Genomic DNA, 19,550 nt, shown 5'->3' on the forward strand with positions numbered 1-19,550 from the left:
AGTATCAGAGGGCCAGTGTTGCAACAACCTGTTCGCACCATCATGCAAGCTGCAGCGAGGCGGCTTGAAGAATCAAGCGGATAGTTAATTGCTGCCGAACATATCCTTAATCCAGCCCGCTACGCCGTCACTTTTTTCCTGCTTCGGCGGCTGCTGCTGAGTCGCTGGCTGCTGCTGCTGAGGCTGCTGGCCGGACTGATTAAACGGATTGTTCTGCTGCTGTTGCTCCAGCTGCTGCTGCTGCATCTGTTCACCCTGGCGACAGAGCGCATCCGGCGCGGTGGTCCATACCGGCAGCGTACGCATCCCTCCGCTACAGACGAAGTTGCCGCTGCTGTCTACGCCCATGTCCACCACATCTTCCGGCGCCGTCAGCACCAGCGGCGTTGGCGTCTGGTTGGCCAGATAGCGCTGATAAATAGACATCGCGCCGCTGGCACCGTACAGCTTCGTCGGCTGGTTGTTATCGCGACCAACCCAGGTAATCGTCACCTGGCTTCCGTCAATACCGGCGAACCATGTATCAACGTTGTTGTTGGTGGTCCCGGTTTTACCCGCCAGATGCAGGCCAGGATATTTCGCCCCAAGCTGACGACCGGTCCCGCGCTGCACAACCTGCTGCATGGTCCACAGCGTCATGTATGCGGCCTGCGCAGGAACCGCCCGCTCCGCCTGCGGATAGCTCTGATACAGAACGGTGCCATCTTCGGCGATCACCGAACGCAGCGCCGACAGCGTGGCGCGGTTACCGCCGCTGGCGATGGTCTGGAACGCCTGCGCCACTTCAATCGGCGTCAGGTTCAACGCCCCGAGGATCATCGCCGGTACCGGACTGAGCTGGTCTTTCGGCGCCCCCAGTTTGACCCAGGTATCGATGACCGCCGGCAGGCCCAGCGCCATCCCGAGGTTGACGGTCGGCACGTTCATCGAACGCGTCAGCGCGTCAACCAGCATCACCTGGCCGCTAAAGCGACGATCGTCGTTCTGCGGGGACCAGGTCTGGCCGTTGGAGAGACGGATCGTCACCGGAGCATCGGCAATCGAAGTATTCAGGCGGTACTGGTTCGGCTGGCTTAACGCGGTCAGATAGGTCGCCGGCTTAGCCAGAGAACCAATCGAACGACGGGCCTGCATCGCACGGTTATAGCCGGCAAACTGCGGCTCCGCGCCGCCGACCATTGCCCGCACCTCGCCGGTATAGCGGTCAACGACCACCATCGCGGTTTCCAGATCCGGCAGCTTACGCTGCTTCTTCAGCGCCGGGATCCCCTCGGTGGCCGCCTTTTCCGCCGCATCCTGGGCAACGGAATCGAAGGTCGTAAAGATCTTCACGCCGGAGAGATCTTTCACCTTATCGCCCAGTTTCGCCTGCAGCTCCTGGCGCACCATCTGCATAAACGCCGGCTGCGGAGAAATTACGCCGCCGCGCGGCTGCACGCCCAGAGGACGGGCGCTCAGCATGTCGTACAGCTCCTGGTCGATGACGTTCTGCTGCTGCAGCAGACGCAGAACCAGGTTACGACGCTCCAGCGACAGCTTCGGATTACGCCACGGGTTATAAATCGATGCGCCTTTTACCATCCCCACCAGCAGAGCCTGCTGGTCAAGGCTCAGCTCTTCCACCGGGCGGCCAAAGTAGTAAAGGCTTGCCAGCGGGAAGCCGCGAATTTCGTTATCGCCGCTTTGACCGAGGTACACCTCGTTCATATACAGCTCAAGGATGCGATCCTTGCTGTAACGGGCATCAACGATCAGCGCCATATAGGCTTCGTTGGCTTTACGCCAGTAGGAGCGCTCGCTGGAGAGGAACAGGTTTTTCACCAGTTGCTGGGTCAGGGTACTGGCGCCCTGCACCGTGCGCCCCGCCGTCAGGTTTGCCAGCACCGCACGACCAATCGAGTACAGGCTGATACCGTCATGCTCGTAGAAGTGGCGGTCTTCGGTCGCCAGCAGGGTATCAACCAGCAGATCCGGGAAGCCGCTGCGCTTAACAAACAGGCGCTGCTCGCCGTTTGCCGACTGCAGCATGGTGATCAGCCGCGGATCGAGGCGGAAGAAGCCAAACTGGCGGTTATTCTCCATGTTCTCGATCGTTTCCAGGCGATCGCCATCAAAGGTCAGGCGCGCGCGCACCTGCCCTTCTTTACTATCCGGGAAATCAAACGGACGGCGGATCATCTCAATGCTGTTGGCCTGCACGGTATATTCGCCCGGGCGCGTCATCGCGCTCACCTGACGATACTGCGTGGCGTTCAGCAGGCGCACCATTTCGTTTTTGCTGACCTGCATATCGGGTTCGAGGTTGACCATCCGGCCATATACCGCCGCCGGAAGTTCCCAAACCTTGCCGTCAATGCGGCTGCGGATCTTCTGATCGAGGTAGACGCCGTAAGCGGCAACCAGCACCGCGACAACAATCCCCAGCTTGACTAACAGCCACAGCCAGGTACGTTTACGCCGGGGCTTGTTACCTTTGCCATTCGCTTTCTTCGGCATCGGCTCTTCGTCCTCATAATCGTCGTCGTAATCATCGTCGTAGTCCTCGTCCCGAACCCGACGACGAGTCACTTTTTGTTTAGCCGGACGCGAGGGTTTACCCTTACGTCCGATAGGCTCGCGGTCATCTCCCGCCATGCTCTTTCTCCGCAACTTTCAGGCGTAAAAGCCTGATTCTCAATGCTTCCCCCTGCCAGAGGAAGAAGATATCTCTCAAATTCACGCCCGTGGGGTCTTATCCTGCAGGCGACCATCTATTGTCTGTACTTCGCGCGCTCAGCGTCTCAGGGCGCAGTTATGATCGATTTGCTCATGAGTTTAGTTAAAAAAATCATAAAACAAATCAGTATCTTACATACTTCACCTGCAGAGAATTTTGGGACATAGCACTAATAGTCCAGGGAACACAGGATAGCACTAAACCAGGATATGCTTAACCAGCATTTTACTCCCTCGAGGCGTAACAAAAGGGAAAATATTATGTTTTTTAATAACATAAAAAATGTTCACCGCGTCTCCGTGCGCTTCAGAATTTTCGCCCCCCACGCCGACGATAAAAACTAAAACTTCCCGGCGCATGAAATATTATATTCGGACTGTGACAATAAATATTTTTCCGGAAGTAAAGATAAACCTTAAACCATCCGCGGATAAAAGTGGGAGCCGCTTAACAATTATATATAATAATATTTACTGATGACTCCGTGGAAATATTTGTTAAACTACCCTTCAGTTAACCATTCCAGCTTAATATTATGCGAACTTTCGTTATATTTCCGCTTATCATGATTGCCGCTCTTGCAGGGTGCCAGCAGAATCGCTCCTCAACCTTAAGCCCTGCCGTCAGCAGCGAGGCGCAGCTTGAGCAGCTCTCATCCGTGGCCGCAGGCGCCCGCTATCTGAAGAACAGATGCAATCGCAGCGATCTGCCCGCAGACGAAGCCCTTACCCAGGCCGCGTGGAATGTCGGGAAAAAAAGAGGATGGGGAAATATCGATTACGCGACCCTGGCTCAGCGCAGCGCGCAGATGTATCAACAGCTGCAGCAGGACAGTACTCCGGAAACAACCAAATGCAGTCAGTTTAATCGCCAGCTGGCGCCATTTATTGCTGGCTTAGGTCGTCAATAAAATGTCGCAGCCGGTTATTTTGCGTTTTATTGCCGCGCAATTTATTGCCCCTGCGGACTATCCGCAATAATACCTCCCGGCCAGTCATCCAGCGCCGCCAGAGTAAACGTATTGCCCTTAAAGCTAAACACGGTTAAATCCTGCTGAATCTGCTCAATCACCAGATTCGGCAGCGGTGATTGCCCTTCCTGCCAGGACTGGCCGTTGATAACAATAGTGCGCTTATCCTCGCGCGAGGCGTAGATATGCGCGCTGTAGCGCAGTGCCGGTAAATAATCCTCCTCTGAACTCTCCTCCTCCACGCTGGCCTGCCCCTTTTCCTTTGTCGGAGCCTTTGCCGGAGCCGGAGTGGGGGCCGATGCAGAATGGCTAAGCGGCACCAGCGCCGCGTGCGCCACCGGCACCATCGACGTTTGCGCGACCGGCGCATTTCGCCACTGCTCGCCGCTAAACCAGCCCAGCGCGATAAATAGCGCGGCGTAGAGCGGGACGGTCAGCCAGGGAACCTGCACCATTCCGCCGACCATCACCGGCGCTCCCGCATCCCGGATGTCCGCCGCGGGCGTCGGGCACTCTTCATCATGGCGAATCATCACACCCTCTCTCCTGATACCGGAAAAACCGCAGCCCGGCTCTGAGCGCCGGGCTGCCTGACCCCTTTCATGCGGGTCAGCTAAAGAGACGCTTTACTTACTGCTTACCGGCAGGCCCGCGCCCTGCGCGTCGCCCTGCGGTTTTTCCAGCACCGCAACGGACCAGGCAGGCAGCGTAATCGCGCCGTCGGCAGCGATCTCGACGCCGTTCGCCAGCGACCCCTCTCCCGCCGCCTGCTGAACGGAACTCAACTGCAGGTTTTCACCATTGAAATCATGGAGGGTCCGGCTCTCAGGCGCCGCGTTGATCGCCACGACCAGGCCGTCCACCCGGCCGTCGAGGCTCGCTCCCGCCTGGACGCCATCATCGATGGTCATGATCAGCAGACCAGCCAGCGCGTCGGCTCCGGTATTGCGGAAATCGACGCGCTTCATCACCGCGCTGCCGTCACCTAAGGTGAAGAGCGGGGATGATTTGCGCAGCTGGGTCAGCTCCTGATAGAACGCGGTCATCTGCTGCAGCTCCGGCTCGCCGGGAGTCGCCACCATCTCCTTAACGCGGGAAATCAGATCGTAATTGCTGCCGTCATCGCTACTGCGCGGCATCCCGACGTTAAAGTTATTGTCCTGCATGGCGTAGTCGACGCGGTTAAACCAGTCGCCGGAGTCATAGGAGTCGCGGGTGAAGGATTTAGAGCGCAGCAGCTCCGACCCCTGCTGATCGAAGGCGATCCCCTGACCCAGCATCACCGTCGCCAGCGATACCGCCTGCATCCGCACGCGGGTATTGAGATCGGCCTCCTGCGCGGCTTTGTAGCTAATCATGTCCCACAGCGTTTGGTTATCGTGCTTCGAGACGTAGTTAACAACCTCCGTCGGGTCAGCCGCATAGCCGCCCGGCGCGCCGTTGTAGTCAATCTCGCTGCCTTTTTTCACCGCGCCGTCTTTATCAACCATCACAAAGTCGGCCAGGTTTCCGGCCATTCCCAGACGCGTCAGATCGGCAAGATGGCGCACCGTATCTTCGTTCTGGCTGGCGATCTCGTTAGGCAATACTCCAGCACCGCTGCCGATCCCCTGGTTCTGACGCAGCGCATCGCCGGAGTCAAACGGACCGCCGCCGCGCACCGAGTCACGCAAACGATCGGAGAAAGTCCCGATACCGCTGCCTTTGAGATTGATCTGCGAAGCGATTTCGAAACGGTCGCTCTGCCCGGAATCCCAGCCTTCACCGAAGAAGTAGATATCCGGATTTAGGGCCTTCACCCGCTCCCACGCCGACAGGATCTGCGCTTTCGGGTGATAGCCCATCAGGTCGAAACGGAAGGCGTCAATTTTGTAATCGGTGGTCCATACCGCCAGCGAGTCGGCGATAAGCTTGGCGAACATCCGATGCTCCGGCGCGGAGTCCGAGCAGCAGGTCGCCGATTCAACGCTTCCGGTAGTTTCGTTCAGACGCTGATAGTACCAGGGGACGATTTTATCCAGCACCGAAGTCCGGTCAGTTGGCCCGGCGGCATTGGTGTGGTTGTACACCACGTCCATGATCACGTTCATTCCCAGATCCTGCTTAATCGCCTGGATCATGGTACGGAACTCTTTGATCCGCGCGGTCCCTTCCGGGTTGGTGGCGTAAGAGCCTTCCGGCACCGTGTAGTGGAACGGATCGTAGCCCCAGTTATAGGAATCGGTCTGCGCGACCAGGCTGTTCAGCGCCTGAACCTGCGGATTATCCTGGCTATCGCTTTGCTTCAGCTGATTAAGCACCTCTTCCACCGTCGACCCGCTGGCGCAATAAGCGGCAAATTCGCTGCTCTTCACCGCGCTGTTGACTTCGCAGAGGCGGCTGAACGTCTGCTGGATGTCGGCCACTTTGTCGCTGAACTCGTTGACCGTCGCCAGATCGAAGACCGGCAGCAGCTCAACGTGGGTCACTCCGGAGGCGGAGAGCTTTTTCAGATGCTGCACCATGTTGCTGTCCTGAGCGGTGAGCGCCAGATATTTACCGCGCAGCTCGGCCGGAACGGTGCTGTCCCAGGCAGAAAGATCGCGAATATGCGATTCATGAATCGTCATCTTCGCCAGATCGGCTTTGGTTTTCTGCGCATGAGGCATCGCCAGGCTATCCCAGCCGTCGGGCTTGAGCGCGCTGTCGTTCAGATCGACAACCTGGCTGTACTCCGAATTGGTGGAGAGGCTATGGGCGTAAGGGTCGGTCACCTCGTACTGTTCAATCTTGCGCGACTGCGGGTGATAAACCGTCAGCGCATAGCGATAGAAGGCCCCCTTCAGGTCGCTTCCGCCCTGCCATGCCCAGGCGCCCGAGGCCGCGTCGCGGGTCATCGGATGGCTGGCCAGCACCTTTTTATCAGCGCTATACAGCACCAGGTCGACCTGCTGCGCGGTAGGTGCCCAAAGGCGGAAATTAACCCCGCCATCGCTCACCTGCGCCCCGTAGCTGAGGGCCTCCGCCGGCGGCGCGTAGACATCGTCCAGCACGCCCGCCGTCTGCACCTGGGTGGCGGAGATCAGAATGCCGTCTTTCTCCGCGGCGATCGCCACCGTCTCGCCCTGCAGCAGTTCATCAACCGGCGCATTATCCGGAAGCTTAAACGCGGCATAGCTGGAGAGCTGCGGGAAGCGCATGCTCACCTGCTGGCTGACGGTGGTGGGGGTCAGGTTCAGATAGCGATCGGTAAATTTCCCTTCGCTATCGGCGGCCACTTTACTGCTGTGGCTGTAGTAAAGGCGGACGATTGGTTTGTCCTGTCCGCCCGGCCACAGCAGAGTGGTCTTGTCAACCCAGTGGGCCTCGGCAAGCGCCACGCCAAACGCGGCGCGAAACGCATCCGCGCGGGTATCATATAGCGAGCCGCTGCCGGCGATAACCGAGACCGTGCGGTCGGTAAAGTCGCCGAACGACACGCGCAGATCGCTATCGATCAGCTTGTTGGTGCCATCTCTGACGATGACGTTAATACAGCCGCTCTCTTTATTGAGCGGAATCACCCAGTACGGGCCGTATTTATCGCTGCCGCTCGGGGTGGTGCTGACGTCATTCCAGTCCGCCACCGGCGCGCTTAACGCATCGCAGGTTTCATTATTCCAGAGATAGAGGTTCCGGGTGCTGTAATCCGCGGCGGTGGTGCCGGTAATGCCAGCAATATCAACCAGATGAATGACCGCCTGCTGAGAGGAAGCCGTGGCAGCTTCACCGGGAACCGCCACATCGGGTAAACGAACAACGACATCCTGATTATCGGGAGTGTCAGGTGAGCCAGAGGAAGAAGATGAAGAACTATTATCGCAGCCGCTAAGTAAAACCAACGAGCCAAGGAATAGGGCATTACAGGTATATCTGAGCATTCGATAGTCCCTAATATGCTTAATAAATTATGAAAGGTAAGAGAAGATGTTTATCTGTAAAGCGCCGGCAATTAGATATTTTTGCTTTCAGCGATTCAATCATCCATTAACAATTAATGGGGGGGCGTAGGCGGCCGGGGGAGTAAAAATAAAAAGGGAATGACGACCCGGATAGCGAAACTCATTATGCTTTGCGGCGACTAATCAAGAATTTCGCAATAAAAGATCTAAATATAAAAAGCCACCCACCAATACAGGTAGGGAAGCGATGCCGCCCCGGGGAAAACAGGATGAGAAAAAGAATTAAAATACCTTTTTCTGTGATGAGGTTAACACTAACAAATAAAACAATAATTAACAACACTCCTCATATTGTGATGTTCGTCATATTATTACTTATCGCTCAGCAGCTCGCCAAATTAAGCTGGCGGATTATATTCCCTGTAGATCCTGCGGCTATGGCGATTAACGCCGCGACGATTTTCGCTCCCCCGATCGCTATTCGACAAACGGAATTAGCGCCGTTTACGCTATTTGGCAGCGCGGAAAAAACGCCTCCGGCATCGGGCGTATCCACCGACGGTAAGAGCCTGGCCCAGGCGCCGCTTTCCGCCCTGAAGCTGCGGATCACCGGCCTGCTCGTCAGCAGCGATGCCGCGCGGTCGATTGCCATCGTGGCAAAAGGGAATCAACAGGTTAGCCTGGGCGTTGGCGACAGCACGCCGGGTAACGAAGCCAAAATAGTCGCTATTCTCAACGATCGCCTGATCGTTAACTACCGGGGCAGAAACGAAGCGATACCGCTCTTTGACGACGCCGCCGCGGGCGTGAAACCCGCCCTGACGCCGCCCGCGAAAGCGTGGGTTAAACAGCTGCGCGAACAGCCGCAAAATATTCTCAACTATCTCAATATTTCCCCGATTATGGTTAATGAGCAGCTCAGCGGATATCGACTCAATCCGGGAAAAGACCCCACTCTTTTTCGTCAGTCCGGCTTACATGAAAACGATCTGGCGGTCGCCATGAATGGCCTCGATCTTCGCGATCGGCAGCAGGCTCAGCAAGCATTAAAACAGCTCCCCGAGCTCAGCGAAATAACGCTAACCGTCGAACGCGATGGTCAGCGGCAGGATATCTATTTAGCCTTGAGGGATGAATAATTGCGCAGGACCATAAATTTCCGTCTGCTTTTCACGCTGCTGATGATATTCAGCACGCTGTTATTCAAACCCGCCGGCGCAGAAGAATTCTCCGCCAGCTTCAAGGGCACCGATATTCAGGAATTTATTAATACCGTCAGCAAAAACCTCAATAAGACGGTCATTATCGACCCCAGCGTACGCGGCACAATTACCGTTCGCAGCTACGATATGCTCAATGAAGAACAATATTATCAGTTCTTCCTCAGCGTCCTCGACGTCTACGGTTTTGCGGTTATCAATATGAATAATGGCGTACTGAAGGTCGTGCGTTCAAAAGATGCCAAAACCGCGGCGGTCCCGGTCGCCAGCGACGCCTCGCCGGGCGAGGGCGATGAGGTGGTTACCCGGGTGGTACCGCTGACCAACGTGGCCGCCCGCGATCTCGCGCCGCTGCTGCGACAGCTCAATGACAACGCCGGGGCCGGCAGCGTGGTGCACTACGAGCCGTCCAACGTGCTGCTGATGACCGGACGCGCGGCGGTGATTAAGCGCCTGCTGACCATCGTCGAGCGCGTTGATAACGCCGGCGATCGCAGCGTGGTGACGGTCCCGCTCTCCTGGGCCTCCGCCGCCGACGTGGTCAAGCTGGTGAATGAGCTGAACAAAGACACCAGCAAATCCGCGCTCCCCGGTTCGATGGTGGCGAACGTGGTCGCCGACGAGCGGACCAATTCGGTGCTGGTGAGCGGCGAACCGAACTCCCGCCAGCGCATCATCACCATGATCAGGCAGCTCGACCGCCAGCAGGCGGTACAGGGAAACACCAAGGTTATCTACCTCAAGTATGCCAAAGCCGCCGATCTGGTGGAGGTGCTAACCGGCATCAGCAGCAGCATGCAGAGCGAAAAGCAGAGCGCGAAGCCGGTGGCGGCGCTGGATAAAAACATCATCATCAAAGCCCACGGCCAGACCAACGCGCTGATCGTGACCGCCGCCCCGGACGTCATGAACGACCTAGAGCGGGTCATCGCTCAGCTGGATATTCGCCGTCCGCAGGTGCTGGTTGAAGCCATTATTGCCGAGGTTCAGGACGCCGACGGCCTCAATCTGGGCGTACAGTGGGCCAACAAAAATGCCGGCATGACCCAGTTCAACAACAGCGGGCTGCCGATCTCAACGGCCATTGCCGGCGCCAACCAGTACAACAAAGACGGCACGGTCACCAGCTCGCTCGCCAGCGCGCTAAGCTCCTTTAACGGCATCGCCGCCGGGTTCTATCAGGGGAACTGGGCGATGCTGCTCACCGCCCTCTCCAGCAGCAGCAAAAACGATATTCTCGCCACCCCCAGCATCGTCACCCTCGACAACATGGAGGCGACCTTTAACGTCGGCCAGGAGGTTCCGGTGCTCAGCGGCTCGCAGACCACCTCCGGCGATAACATCTTCAATACCGTCGAACGAAAAACCGTCGGCATCAAGCTGAAGGTCAAGCCGCAGATTAACGAAGGGGACTCGGTGCTGCTGGAAATTGAGCAGGAGGTTTCCAGCGTCGCCGACTCCGCCTCCAGCACCAGCTCGGATTTAGGCGCGACCTTCAACACCCGCACGGTTAACAACGCGGTGCTGGTCGGCAGCGGCGAAACCGTCGTCGTGGGCGGGCTGCTGGACAAAAGCGTCACCGACTCCGCCGACAAGGTCCCGCTGCTCGGCGATATTCCGCTGATTGGCGCCCTGTTCCGCTCCACCAGCAAAAAGGTTTCCAAACGCAACCTGATGCTGTTTATCCGGCCGACCATTATTCGCGATCGCGATGGCTACCGGCAGGCCTCTTCGGGTCAGTACACCGCCTTTAACGACGCACAAACCAAACAGCGCGGCAAAGACGGCACGGAAGCGTCGCTGAACGATGACCTGCTGCATATCTACCCCCAGCAGGATACCGCCGCGTTTCGTCGGATCGGCGCCGCCATCGATGCCTTCAACCTGGGAGGCAAACCATGACGCCAGCGGCGGAACGCCGCCCGCTGCTGCCTTTCGTCTATGCCCGCGCCCACGGCATTATCCTGCTGAGCGATGGCGCGACCTGCGCCGTCCGCTGCCTCGCCGACGCCCCGGCAGCGGCGCTGCTTGAGGCGCGCCGGGTAGCGGATATGCCGATCGAGGTCCAGCGGCTGGCCGCCGATGAGTTCGAGAAGCTGCTGGTGCTCAGCTATCAGCGTGATTCGGCGGAAGCCCGGCGCATGATGGCCGATATCGGCAACGAGCTGGATTTATACACCCTCGCCGACGAGCTGCCCGACACCGACGATCTGCTGGATAGCGAGGACGATGCGCCCATTATCCGCCTGATCAACGCCATGCTGACGGAGGCTATCAAAGAGCAGGCCTCGGATATTCATATCGAAACCTACGAGCGCCACCTGCAGATCCGCTTTCGCGTTGATGGCGTCCTGCGGGAGATCCTCCGCCCGCAGCGTCGGCTTGCGGCCCTGCTTATTTCGCGCATTAAGGTGATGGCCAACCTCGATATCGCGGAAAAGCGCATTCCGCAGGATGGCCGCATGGCGCTGCGTATCGGCGGGCGCGCCGTTGACGTGCGCGTCTCGACGCTGCCCTCCGGCCACGGCGAGCGCGTGGTGCTGCGCCTGCTGGATAAAAACAGCGTCAACCTCGACCTGCTGACCCTCGGCATGCCGCCCGCGCTCCTGCAGCAGGTCGATGAACTGATGGCCCGCCCGCACGGCATCATTCTGGTCACCGGCCCTACCGGTTCGGGCAAAAGCACCACCCTGTACGCCGCCCTCAGCCGGCTGGACGCTCGCGAGCGCAATATTATGACCATCGAAGACCCCGTCGAATACGAGCTGGAAGGGATCGGCCAGACCCAGGTCAACCCCAGGGTGGAGATGACCTTTGCCCGCGGGCTGCGCGCCATTTTGCGCCAGGACCCTGACGTGGTGCTGGTGGGCGAGATCCGCGACGGCGAGACGGCGCAGATTGCCGTCCAGGCCTCCCTCACCGGCCACCTGGTGCTCTCCACGCTGCATACCAACAGCGCGCTGGGGGCGATCTCGCGCCTGCAGGATATGGGCGTGGAGCCTTTTCTGCTGTCAACCTCGCTGCTGGCGGTGATGTCGCAGCGCCTGGTGCGCCGGCTCTGCCCGCACTGCCGTCGACCGGGGCAGGCGGATGCGGAAACGGCGAAACGGATGGGCGTCCCGACCGGTACCGCCATGTGGCACGCCGAGGGCTGCGGGGAGTGCGGCTTCACCGGCTATCGCGGGCGCACCGGGATCCACGAGCTGCTGCGGGTCGACGATCGGGTGCGGATGGCAATCCACCGCGGGGAAAACGAATTAACGCTGGGCCAGCGGCTGGGGACGGACTATATCACCCTCCGCCGCGCCGGGCTGGAGAAGGTGCTGAGCGGCATCACCAGTTGGGAAGAGGTGGTCAGGGTGACCGAGCAGCAAACGGCACAGGGGGAGCAGGATGGCCATTTTTCGCTACCAGGCGCTCGATGAACGCGGCAGGACGCAGCGCGGCGTACAGCAGGCGGACTCCGCCCGCCACGCCCGCCAGCTGCTGCGGGAAAAGGGCTGGCTGCCCGTTGAGGTCAAGGCCGCTGAAGGCCCCGCGCGCGGCGGCGGGCGTTTGCTGCTGACGCGACGCACCGGCGCCGGCGACCTCGCCCTGCTCACCCGGCAGCTGGCGACGCTGGTAGCGGCGGCAATCCCGTTGGAAAAAGCGCTGGATGCCGTGGCGCAGCAGTGCGAAAAAGCGCACCTGAAAACCCTGATGGCCGGGGTGCGCGGCAAGGTGCTGGAAGGACATACCCTGGCGGAGGCCATGCGCGGCTATCCGGCCTGCTTCGATCGGCTGTATTGCGCGATGGTCGCCGCGGGCGAAACCTCCGGACACCTTGCCGGCGTGCTTAACCGGCTGGCGGACTATACCGAACAGCGCCAGCAGCTTCGCGCCCGCCTGCTGCAGGCCATGATCTATCCCATCGTTCTGACCCTGGTCGCCATCAGCGTGATCGCCATTTTGCTCTCCACGGTGGTGCCGAAGGTCGTCGATCAGTTCGTCCATCTCAAGCAGGCCCTGCCGTTTTCCACCCGCCTGCTGATGACCATGAGCGATATCGTCCGCAGCGCCGGGCCCTGGCTACTGCTGGCGCTGCTGGCGGGCGGGCTGCTGCTGCATTACGCCTTGCGCCAGCCCGCGCGGCGGCTCATCTGGCATAGACAGCTGCTGCGCCTGCCGCTGATTGGCCGGGTGGCCCGCAGCATCAACAGCGCTCGCTACGCCCGCACCCTCAGCATTCTTAACGCCAGCGCCGTCCCACTGCTGCCGTCGATGCGCATCAGCGCGGAGGTGTTAAGCAACACCTGGGCGCGCCGCCAGCTGGAAACCGCCGCGGAGTCGGTGCGCGAAGGGAGCAGCCTGCACCACGCCCTCGAAACCACCGCCCTTTTCCCGCCGATGATGCGCTACATGGTTGCCAGCGGCGAACAGAGCGGCGAGCTCAACGGCATGCTCGAACGCGCCGCCGATAACCAGGACCGCGAGCTGAGCGCGCAAATTCAGATGGCGCTCAGCCTGTTTGAGCCGCTGCTGGTGGTGGCGATGGCCGGCATGTTGCTGTTTATCGTGCTGGCCATTCTGCAGCCGATCCTGCAGCTCAACACCCTTATGAGTATGTAATTGTCTTAATGGAGAAAAATATGCAACGACAGCGTGGATTCACCCTACTGGAAATTATGGTGGTGATTGTCATCCTCGGTATTCTTGCCAGCCTGGTGGTACCTAACCTGATGGGCAATAAAGAAAAAGCGGACCGGCAAAAGGTGGTCAGCGATCTGGTGGCGCTGGAAGGCGCGCTGGATATGTACAAGCTGGATAACAGCCGCTATCCCAACACCGAGCAGGGGCTCGCGGCGCTGGTCAGCCGTCCCACCGCCGAGCCGCTGGCGCGTAACTATCCGGAAGGCGGCTATATCCGCCGTCTGCCGCAGGACCCGTGGGGCAACGACTATCAGCTGCTCAGCCCGGGCCAGCACGGCCAGGTCGACGTGTTTAGCGTCGGGCCGGACGGCATGCCGGACACCAACGACGATCTCGGCAACTGGAATATCGGGAAAAAATAGTGCAACAGCGCGGCTTCACGCTACTGGAGATGATGCTCATTTTGCTGCTGATGGGCGTTAGCGCGGGCATGGTGATGCTGGCGTTTCCGCCATCGCGCGAGGATGACGCGGCGCAGATCCTCGAGCGCTTCCAGGCACAGCTGAGCTTTGTCCGTGACCGCGGGCTGCAGACCGGCCAGTTCTACGGTATCTCGATTCACCCCGACCGCTGGCAGTTTATGCGGCTGCTGACCCCAGACGAGAGCGGCCAGGCTGGCAAAGCGGACGGCGGCGAGGAGGACTCCCGCTGGCAGCCGCTGCAGATTGGTCGCCTCGCCACCTCGGGCAGCGCCGCCCCGGAACCGCTGGCGCTGAGCTTTCCCGATGGCGCCGCCTGGACGCCGGGCGAACAGCCCGACGTTCTGCTGTTCCCCGGCGGGGAAGTGACTCCCTTTCAGCTGCGCATCGGCAGCGGGCAGTCGCTGAACGTTGATGCTCGCGGCGACATTCAGCCGGCGCAGCGGGAGGAGAGTCCATGAAATCACAATCCGGGATGACGCTTATCGAAGTCATGGTCGCGCTGGTGGTCTTCGCCCTCGCCGGGCTGTCCGTGATGCAGGCAACGCTGCAGCAGACCCGCCACCTCGGGCGAATGGAGGAGAAAACCCTCGCCGGATGGCTTGCCGACAATCAGCTAATCCAGCTGAAGCTGGAAAACCGCTGGCCGGCGTTGAGCCCCTCGGAAACGACGGTCCAGGCGGCAGGCGGCAGCTGGCACATCCGCTGGCAGGGCGTCGAAACGGAGCTCCCGCAGCTGCGGGCGCTGGACGTCGAGGTCCGCCATGATAAAAGCGATAAGGCTCCGGTCTCTTCGCTGCGCACCTGGGTGACCCGGCCATGAAGAATGGCACCATGCGCGGCTTTACCCTCGTTGAAATGCTGCTGGCGCTGGCGATCCTCGCCGCGCTGAGCGTGGCGGCGATCGGCGTACTGCAAAACGTCATTCGCGCGGATACGCTCACCAAAGAAAAAGCGCAGCAGATCCAGGCGCTGCAGCAGACCTTTAGCCAGATGGCCGCCGACTTCAACCAGATCGTTCCCCGCCGCGGGCGCAACGACGACGCCCTGTTCTCCGCCGGGCGCTTCCTGCTGGGCAGCGACGACTGGGCGATAGCCTTTAGCCGCAGCGGCTGGCCAAACCCGATGGGCATTTTGCCGCGCTCAGAGATCCAGAGCGTCAGCTACCGCCTGCGCCAGCAGCAGCTGGAGCGTCTGAGCTATGACCAGCAGGACCCGCTCACCGGCAGCCGGCCGACGACCTGGGTCCTGCAGCGCGACGTCCAGGCGTTCCGCCTGCGCTTTTACGCCAGCGGCCGCTGGCAGGATCGCTGGGAGTCCGCGCAAAATCTGCCGCAGGCGCTTGAAGTGACCTTAACGCTGAAGGGCTACGGCGACATCACGCGCCTGTTTTTGCTTGCCCCCGGAGACCAGCCGTGAACGGCCGACAGCGCGGCGTCGCGCTGCTGATGGTGCTGCTGATCCTCGCCCTGATGATGGTGCTGGCGAGCGCCATTACCGAAAGAACGGCGCGGATGTACCAGCAAACGGCCACCACCCTCGATAACCTGCAGGCCAAATGGTACGCGCTGGGCGCGGAGACGATGGTCGCCGCCCTGCTGCAGCGCGACGCGCTTGATTCGCCGAATCAAACCCATCTGGCGCAAAACTGGGCCCAGCAGGGACGCCGCTTTACGCTCGCCGACGGTGAGATTTACGCCACTATTACCGACGACCAGGCCTGTTTCAATCTGAACGCCATCAACCGCACCGCCGCCGATGAAAGCGAAGCGATCCCCGCCGCGGCGCGCGCCTTTACCCGTCTGCTGGAAAAGCTCGGCGCGGAGCCGCTGCGCGCCCTGCAGCTCACCGCCGCCCTGCGCGACTGGATCGATGCGGATAGTCAGCCGCTGCTTAACGGCGCGGAAGACGAGGTCTATATGGCGCAGTCCCCGGGCTACCTGACCGGCAACCAGAGTATCCAGGACCTCAGCGAGCTGCGCCTGCTCGCCGGGATGGACCCGGCGCTGTACCAGCGTCTGCTGCCCTACGTCTGCGCCCAGCCGAACGACGCCCTGCAGATCAATATCAATACCCTGAAGCCGGCGCAGGCCGCTCTGCTGGCGGCGCTGTTTCCCGCCGATCTGAGCATTCAGCAGGCGCGCCAGCTGCTGAGCGCCCGTCCGGCAAGCGGTTGGAACAGCGTTGCCGCGTTTTTAGCCCAGCAGGCGCTGCAGGACACCGACACCACCGCCGTACGCCCCTGGCTGACGGTCCATAGTGAACGCTTTGTCGCATCGTTCACCGTGGTCATGGGCAGCGCGCGCTATCAGCAGCGCAGCCTCCTGCAGCTGGAGGGGCGCAGCTTCCGCGTTATCCAGCGACGTTATGGACTTTACAGAGTGGCCGATGAATAACGATAAAACGCCGCCGCGCGCGGCGCTCATTTTGCGCCTTGGCGCCCCTGATCGGCCGATAGCCTGGCGCCTGCTCTCGCCCGGACAGCCGGAGAGCGCCGGCGCATGGTCTCCCGGTGACGATGACCCGACGCTGCGCGAGCTGGCGGCGCGCTATCCCGCCTGGGTATTGGTTCCCGCCAGCGACTGCGCTTTTCACCGCGTGACGCTGCCCGCCGGCCTGCGCCAGCGCCCGCAGCAGATCCTGCCCTTCCTGCTCGAAGAGCAGCTGGCAACTGACGTTGAAGAGGTCCATTTTGCGCTGCTCCACCGGCAGAAAAATATCTGCCATGTCGCCGCCCTGCAGCGGCAAAAAATGCGCGAGTGGCTCGCCCGCTGCGACGAGCTGGGGCTGGAGATCCTCGCCCTGACGCCGGATGCGCTGGCCCTCCCCTTCACTCCGGGCCGCTGGAGCGCGCTGCAGGTCGGCGAACAGTGGCTGATTCGCCACCAGGCCTGGGGCGGGATGGCGGCGGAAGCCGGCTGGCTGGCCGAGCTGCTCTCCCCCGGCGAGGAGCAGCCGCCGATCGACAGCTACTCTCCGCCCCCGCCGATCCCGGCGCCGTGGCGCGAACAGGCGGCGCAGGATTTACTCCAGCTGGCGGCGGCGGCGGATCCGACGGCGCAGCGCATCTGCTTACGCCAGGGAGACTTTGCGCCGAAACGCCGCTGGCAGCCCGCCGGGCTGCGCTGGCGTCCGGCGATGGCCGCAGCCGCCGCGCTGGCGCTGCTGTGGGGCACCAACGCCGTGCTCGATCATCTGGCGCTCGGCCAGCGGGCAGCCGCGGCTCAGCAGGCCAGCCAGGGGTTTTATCGCCAGTGGTTTAAAACGGAGATCCGGGTGATTAATCCGCGCCTGCAGATGCAGCAGCATCTGCGCCAGCTTGAGCAGACGGCGGCGCACCCGCCGGCAGTCGTCACCATCGGCCTGGTGCAAAAAATCGTGGCCGAGACCCCGGGAGTTCGCCTGCGGGCATTGGCCTATGATGGCGCGCGCAACGCCCTGCAGCTCGACGTTTCGGCGGTATCGCCCCGGGCGCTGGAGCAGTTCACTCTCCGGGCGCAGCCCCATTTTCGCGTACGAACCGGCGAAATGAAGCCGCGCGCGGATGGCATTGAAGGGCGTCTCTCCCTGGAGGGTAACGATGGATAGCCTGCGTATTTTATGGCAGCAGCGCTCGCAGCGGGAGCAGCGCCTGCTGATGGCGATGGCCATCGCGCTGTTCGTCGGTATCGCGTATTACGCCTTCTGGCAGCCGTGGCTCAACCGCGAACAGCAGTGGCGGCAAACCCTCGTCAAAGAGCAGGCCAGCCTGCGCTGGATGCGGCAGCAGACTCCGCTGCTACAGCAGCTAAGCCGCCAGCAGCCGGGCCCTGCGGCCAGCGGCGAGGAGCCTTCGGCGATCATCATGCGCGAGGCGGCCCGTCAGGAACTGGCGATCGTCCGACTGCAGCCGCAGGGGATACGGGTGAGCGTCACCCTCGAAGCCTGCACCTTTCAGGCTCTGATGTCATGGCTGGACGCGCTGGGCCGAGGGGGAATTCACGCCGCCTCGCTGGCCGTCACCGCGCATCCCCAGCGTCCCGGCTGGGTGACGGTGAATACGCTGATCCTCGAGCGTCAGCATGAGAAGTAAAGCCGCCATCGGACTTCTGCTCGGCGCCTGGCTGCTGTGGATGCTGCTCACCACCCCCGCCAGGCTGCTGACCGCCGCGCTGCCGGCCGGGATCGGCGTCGGCGAGCTTGCCGGCACCGTCTGGCGAGGCGAGGCCAGAGATATTGCCTGGCGCGGAGCCAGCCTCGCCCACCTGCGCTGGCAGCTGGCTTTCTCCGGCGCACTTCCGGGCTGGCGTATTTCGTTCAGCGATCCCAGCGGGCTGCGCGGCCAGGCCTGGCTCCAGGGGCTGAGCGCGCTGACCCTGCGCGATGGCCGCTTTATCGTCCCCGCCAGTATTGCCGGCCGCGGGCTGGCGCAGGCAGGGGCGGTTGACGCCGGCGGCCTGATTACGGTGGAAATCGCCGAGGCTCGCTTCAGCCATGCCGGCTGCCAGCAGATATCCGAGGGGCGCGCGCGCTGGCAGGATGCGGCGCTGAGCTCGCCCGCCGGCTCCCTGACGCTGGCCAGCGTCAGCGGCAAATTCAGCTGTACGCCTGCGGGCGCGCTGACGATGAACATCAGCCAGGACTCGCATCAGCTGAGCCTAAGCGGACAGGGCACCCTCACGCCTGACGGCGGCTACGCCTTTCGCGGCACGCTGCAGAGCCGACAGTCAACGCCGACGCTGCTCGCGGCGCTTATCGCCCAGGGCGGCCGCCAGGATGAACATGGACGCACGCCCTGGCAGCTGCAGGGCAAATGGTCGCCACGGGAGAAACCATGACCCTATTTACCGCATTTTCCCAGCAGTTCCCCCTGATATGGGGCTGCTTTTTGTTTATTTTTGGCCTGTGCTTCGGCAGCTTTTTTAACGTCGTGATCTACCGGCTGCCGCTGATGTTAATGGCCGAGGAGGGGCAGGAGCGGCTCAATCTCAGCTTTCCGCCGTCGTTCTGCCCGCAGTGTCGGCAACCCGTTGCCTGGCGGGATAACGTCCCGCTGTTCAGCTTCCTGCTGCTGAAGGGCCGCTCCCGCTGCTGCGCGCGGCCGATTTCACGCCGCTATCCGCTGACCGAGCTATTCTGCGGGCTGCTGTTTGTTCTCGCCGGGTATCTGCTGACTCCCGGTTTACCGCTGCTGGGCGGGCTGGGGCTGCTTTCCACCCTGCTGGTGCTGGCCATCATCGACGGCAGGACGCAGCTGCTCCCCGATTGCCTGACGCTACCGCTGCTGTGGGCCGGGCTGCTGTTTAATCTCAACGCCGCGTTTGTGCCGCTGACGGATGCGGTTATCGGCGCGGTGGCGGGCTACGTGTCGCTCTGGGCGGTGTACTGGGTATTTCGGCTGCTGACCGGCAAGGAGGCGCTGGGATATGGCGATTTTAAGCTGCTGGCGGCGCTCGGCGCGTGGTCCGGCTGGCAGGCGCTGCCGCATACGCTGCTGCTGGCCTCAGCCAGCGGGCTGATCTGGACCTTACTGCAGCGGCGGCTGACCCGCCAGGCGCTGGATCAGCCGCTGGCCTTCGGCCCCTGGCTGGCGCTGGCCGGCGGCGGCCTGTTTTTATGGGTCCAGGCGTCGTAGGC

At 61.4% G+C, this 19,550-nt stretch carries 17 protein-coding genes; 14 read left to right on the forward strand and 3 right to left on the reverse strand.

What is annotated here, in order from left to right:
• Positions 1–84 precede the first annotated feature (84 nt).
• On the reverse strand, positions 85–2,634 hold the full coding sequence (mrcB, locus tag NWP14_RS23885) for a bifunctional glycosyl transferase/transpeptidase (protein WP_375216103.1): 2,550 nt from the start codon (positions 2,632–2,634) through the stop codon (positions 85–87).
• Positions 2,635–3,251: 617 nt separating this feature from the next.
• Between mrcB and gspS the strand changes: the two genes are divergently transcribed.
• Positions 3,252–3,626: a type II secretion system pilot lipoprotein GspS gene (gene gspS, locus NWP14_RS23890; protein WP_095103682.1), complete on the forward strand. Its 375-nt coding sequence runs from the start codon at positions 3,252–3,254 to the stop codon at positions 3,624–3,626.
• 41 nt (positions 3,627–3,667) lie between these two features.
• Here gspS and gspB read toward each other — a convergent pair whose 3' ends face one another.
• Positions 3,668–4,222 (reverse strand): type II secretion system assembly factor GspB, encoded by a 555-nt coding sequence (gene gspB, locus NWP14_RS23895; protein ID WP_370525585.1) that lies wholly within the window; start codon positions 4,220–4,222, stop codon positions 3,668–3,670.
• Positions 4,223–4,312: 90 nt separating this feature from the next.
• On the reverse strand, positions 4,313–7,585 hold the full coding sequence (gene pulA, locus NWP14_RS23900; protein WP_375216104.1) for a pullulanase-type alpha-1,6-glucosidase: 3,273 nt from the start codon (positions 7,583–7,585) through the stop codon (positions 4,313–4,315).
• Positions 7,586–7,893: 308 nt separating this feature from the next.
• On the opposite strand from pulA, the gene gspC reads away from it, so the two are divergent.
• From gspC to NWP14_RS23965, 13 genes are read left to right on the forward strand one after another with little or no spacing between them, the layout of a single operon-like run.
• A complete protein-coding gene (gspC, locus tag NWP14_RS23905) occupies positions 7,894–8,745 on the forward strand; it encodes a type II secretion system protein GspC (RefSeq protein WP_375216165.1) in 852 nt (283 codons plus the stop codon).
• A 42-nt stretch (positions 8,746–8,787) separates the two neighbouring features.
• Positions 8,788–10,728 carry a GspD family T2SS secretin variant PulD gene (gene pulD / locus NWP14_RS23910; RefSeq protein WP_331834606.1) on the forward strand — a complete coding sequence of 647 codons (1,941 nt, stop codon included), beginning with the start codon at positions 8,788–8,790 and terminating at the stop codon, positions 10,726–10,728.
• On the forward strand, positions 10,725–12,251 hold the full coding sequence (gene gspE / locus NWP14_RS23915; protein ID WP_375216105.1) for a type II secretion system ATPase GspE: 1,527 nt from the start codon (positions 10,725–10,727) through the stop codon (positions 12,249–12,251). The genes pulD and gspE overlap by 4 nt, the downstream gene beginning before the upstream one ends.
• On the forward strand, positions 12,220–13,434 hold the full coding sequence (gene gspF / locus NWP14_RS23920) for a type II secretion system inner membrane protein GspF (protein ID WP_375216106.1): 1,215 nt from the start codon (positions 12,220–12,222) through the stop codon (positions 13,432–13,434). The genes gspE and gspF overlap by 32 nt, the downstream gene beginning before the upstream one ends.
• A 20-nt stretch (positions 13,435–13,454) precedes the next feature.
• Positions 13,455–13,877 carry a type II secretion system major pseudopilin GspG gene (gene gspG / locus NWP14_RS23925; protein WP_095103692.1) on the forward strand — a complete coding sequence of 141 codons (423 nt, stop codon included), beginning with the start codon at positions 13,455–13,457 and terminating at the stop codon, positions 13,875–13,877.
• The gene (gene gspH / locus NWP14_RS23930; RefSeq protein WP_375216107.1) at positions 13,877–14,395 is read left to right on the forward strand and encodes a type II secretion system minor pseudopilin GspH; all 519 of its coding nucleotides are present in this window, start codon (positions 13,877–13,879) and stop codon (positions 14,393–14,395) included. Before gspG ends, gspH begins: the two co-directional genes overlap by 1 nt.
• Complete coding sequence (gspI, locus tag NWP14_RS23935) at positions 14,392–14,757, forward strand: type II secretion system minor pseudopilin GspI (protein ID WP_095103696.1); 366 nt, start codon at positions 14,392–14,394, stop codon at positions 14,755–14,757. The genes gspH and gspI overlap by 4 nt, the downstream gene beginning before the upstream one ends.
• An 11-nt stretch (positions 14,758–14,768) precedes the next feature.
• Entirely contained in the window at positions 14,769–15,353 is a 585-nt protein-coding gene (gspJ, locus tag NWP14_RS23940; protein WP_095104101.1) for a type II secretion system minor pseudopilin GspJ, read from the forward strand.
• On the forward strand, positions 15,350–16,330 hold the full coding sequence (gene gspK / locus NWP14_RS23945; RefSeq protein WP_375216108.1) for a type II secretion system minor pseudopilin GspK: 981 nt from the start codon (positions 15,350–15,352) through the stop codon (positions 16,328–16,330). Before gspJ ends, gspK begins: the two co-directional genes overlap by 4 nt.
• Positions 16,323–17,522 carry a type II secretion system protein GspL gene (gene gspL / locus NWP14_RS23950; RefSeq protein WP_375216109.1) on the forward strand — a complete coding sequence of 400 codons (1,200 nt, stop codon included), beginning with the start codon at positions 16,323–16,325 and terminating at the stop codon, positions 17,520–17,522. Before gspK ends, gspL begins: the two co-directional genes overlap by 8 nt.
• The gene (locus NWP14_RS23955) at positions 17,515–18,006 is read left to right on the forward strand and encodes a type II secretion system protein M (RefSeq protein WP_331834584.1); all 492 of its coding nucleotides are present in this window, start codon (positions 17,515–17,517) and stop codon (positions 18,004–18,006) included. Before gspL ends, NWP14_RS23955 begins: the two co-directional genes overlap by 8 nt.
• Positions 17,996–18,751 (forward strand): type II secretion system protein N, encoded by a 756-nt coding sequence (locus NWP14_RS23960; protein ID WP_375216110.1) that lies wholly within the window; start codon positions 17,996–17,998, stop codon positions 18,749–18,751. The genes NWP14_RS23955 and NWP14_RS23960 overlap by 11 nt, the downstream gene beginning before the upstream one ends.
• A complete protein-coding gene (locus NWP14_RS23965) occupies positions 18,748–19,548 on the forward strand; it encodes an A24 family peptidase (RefSeq protein ID WP_346430388.1) in 801 nt (266 codons plus the stop codon). The genes NWP14_RS23960 and NWP14_RS23965 overlap by 4 nt, the downstream gene beginning before the upstream one ends.
• The last annotated feature ends 2 nt before the right edge of the window (positions 19,549–19,550 follow it).

Origin of the sequence: Klebsiella sp. C349492, assembly GCF_042055345.1 — a bacterium.
In the GTDB taxonomy this organism is placed as follows: domain Bacteria; phylum Pseudomonadota; class Gammaproteobacteria; order Enterobacterales; family Enterobacteriaceae; genus Klebsiella; species Klebsiella scottii.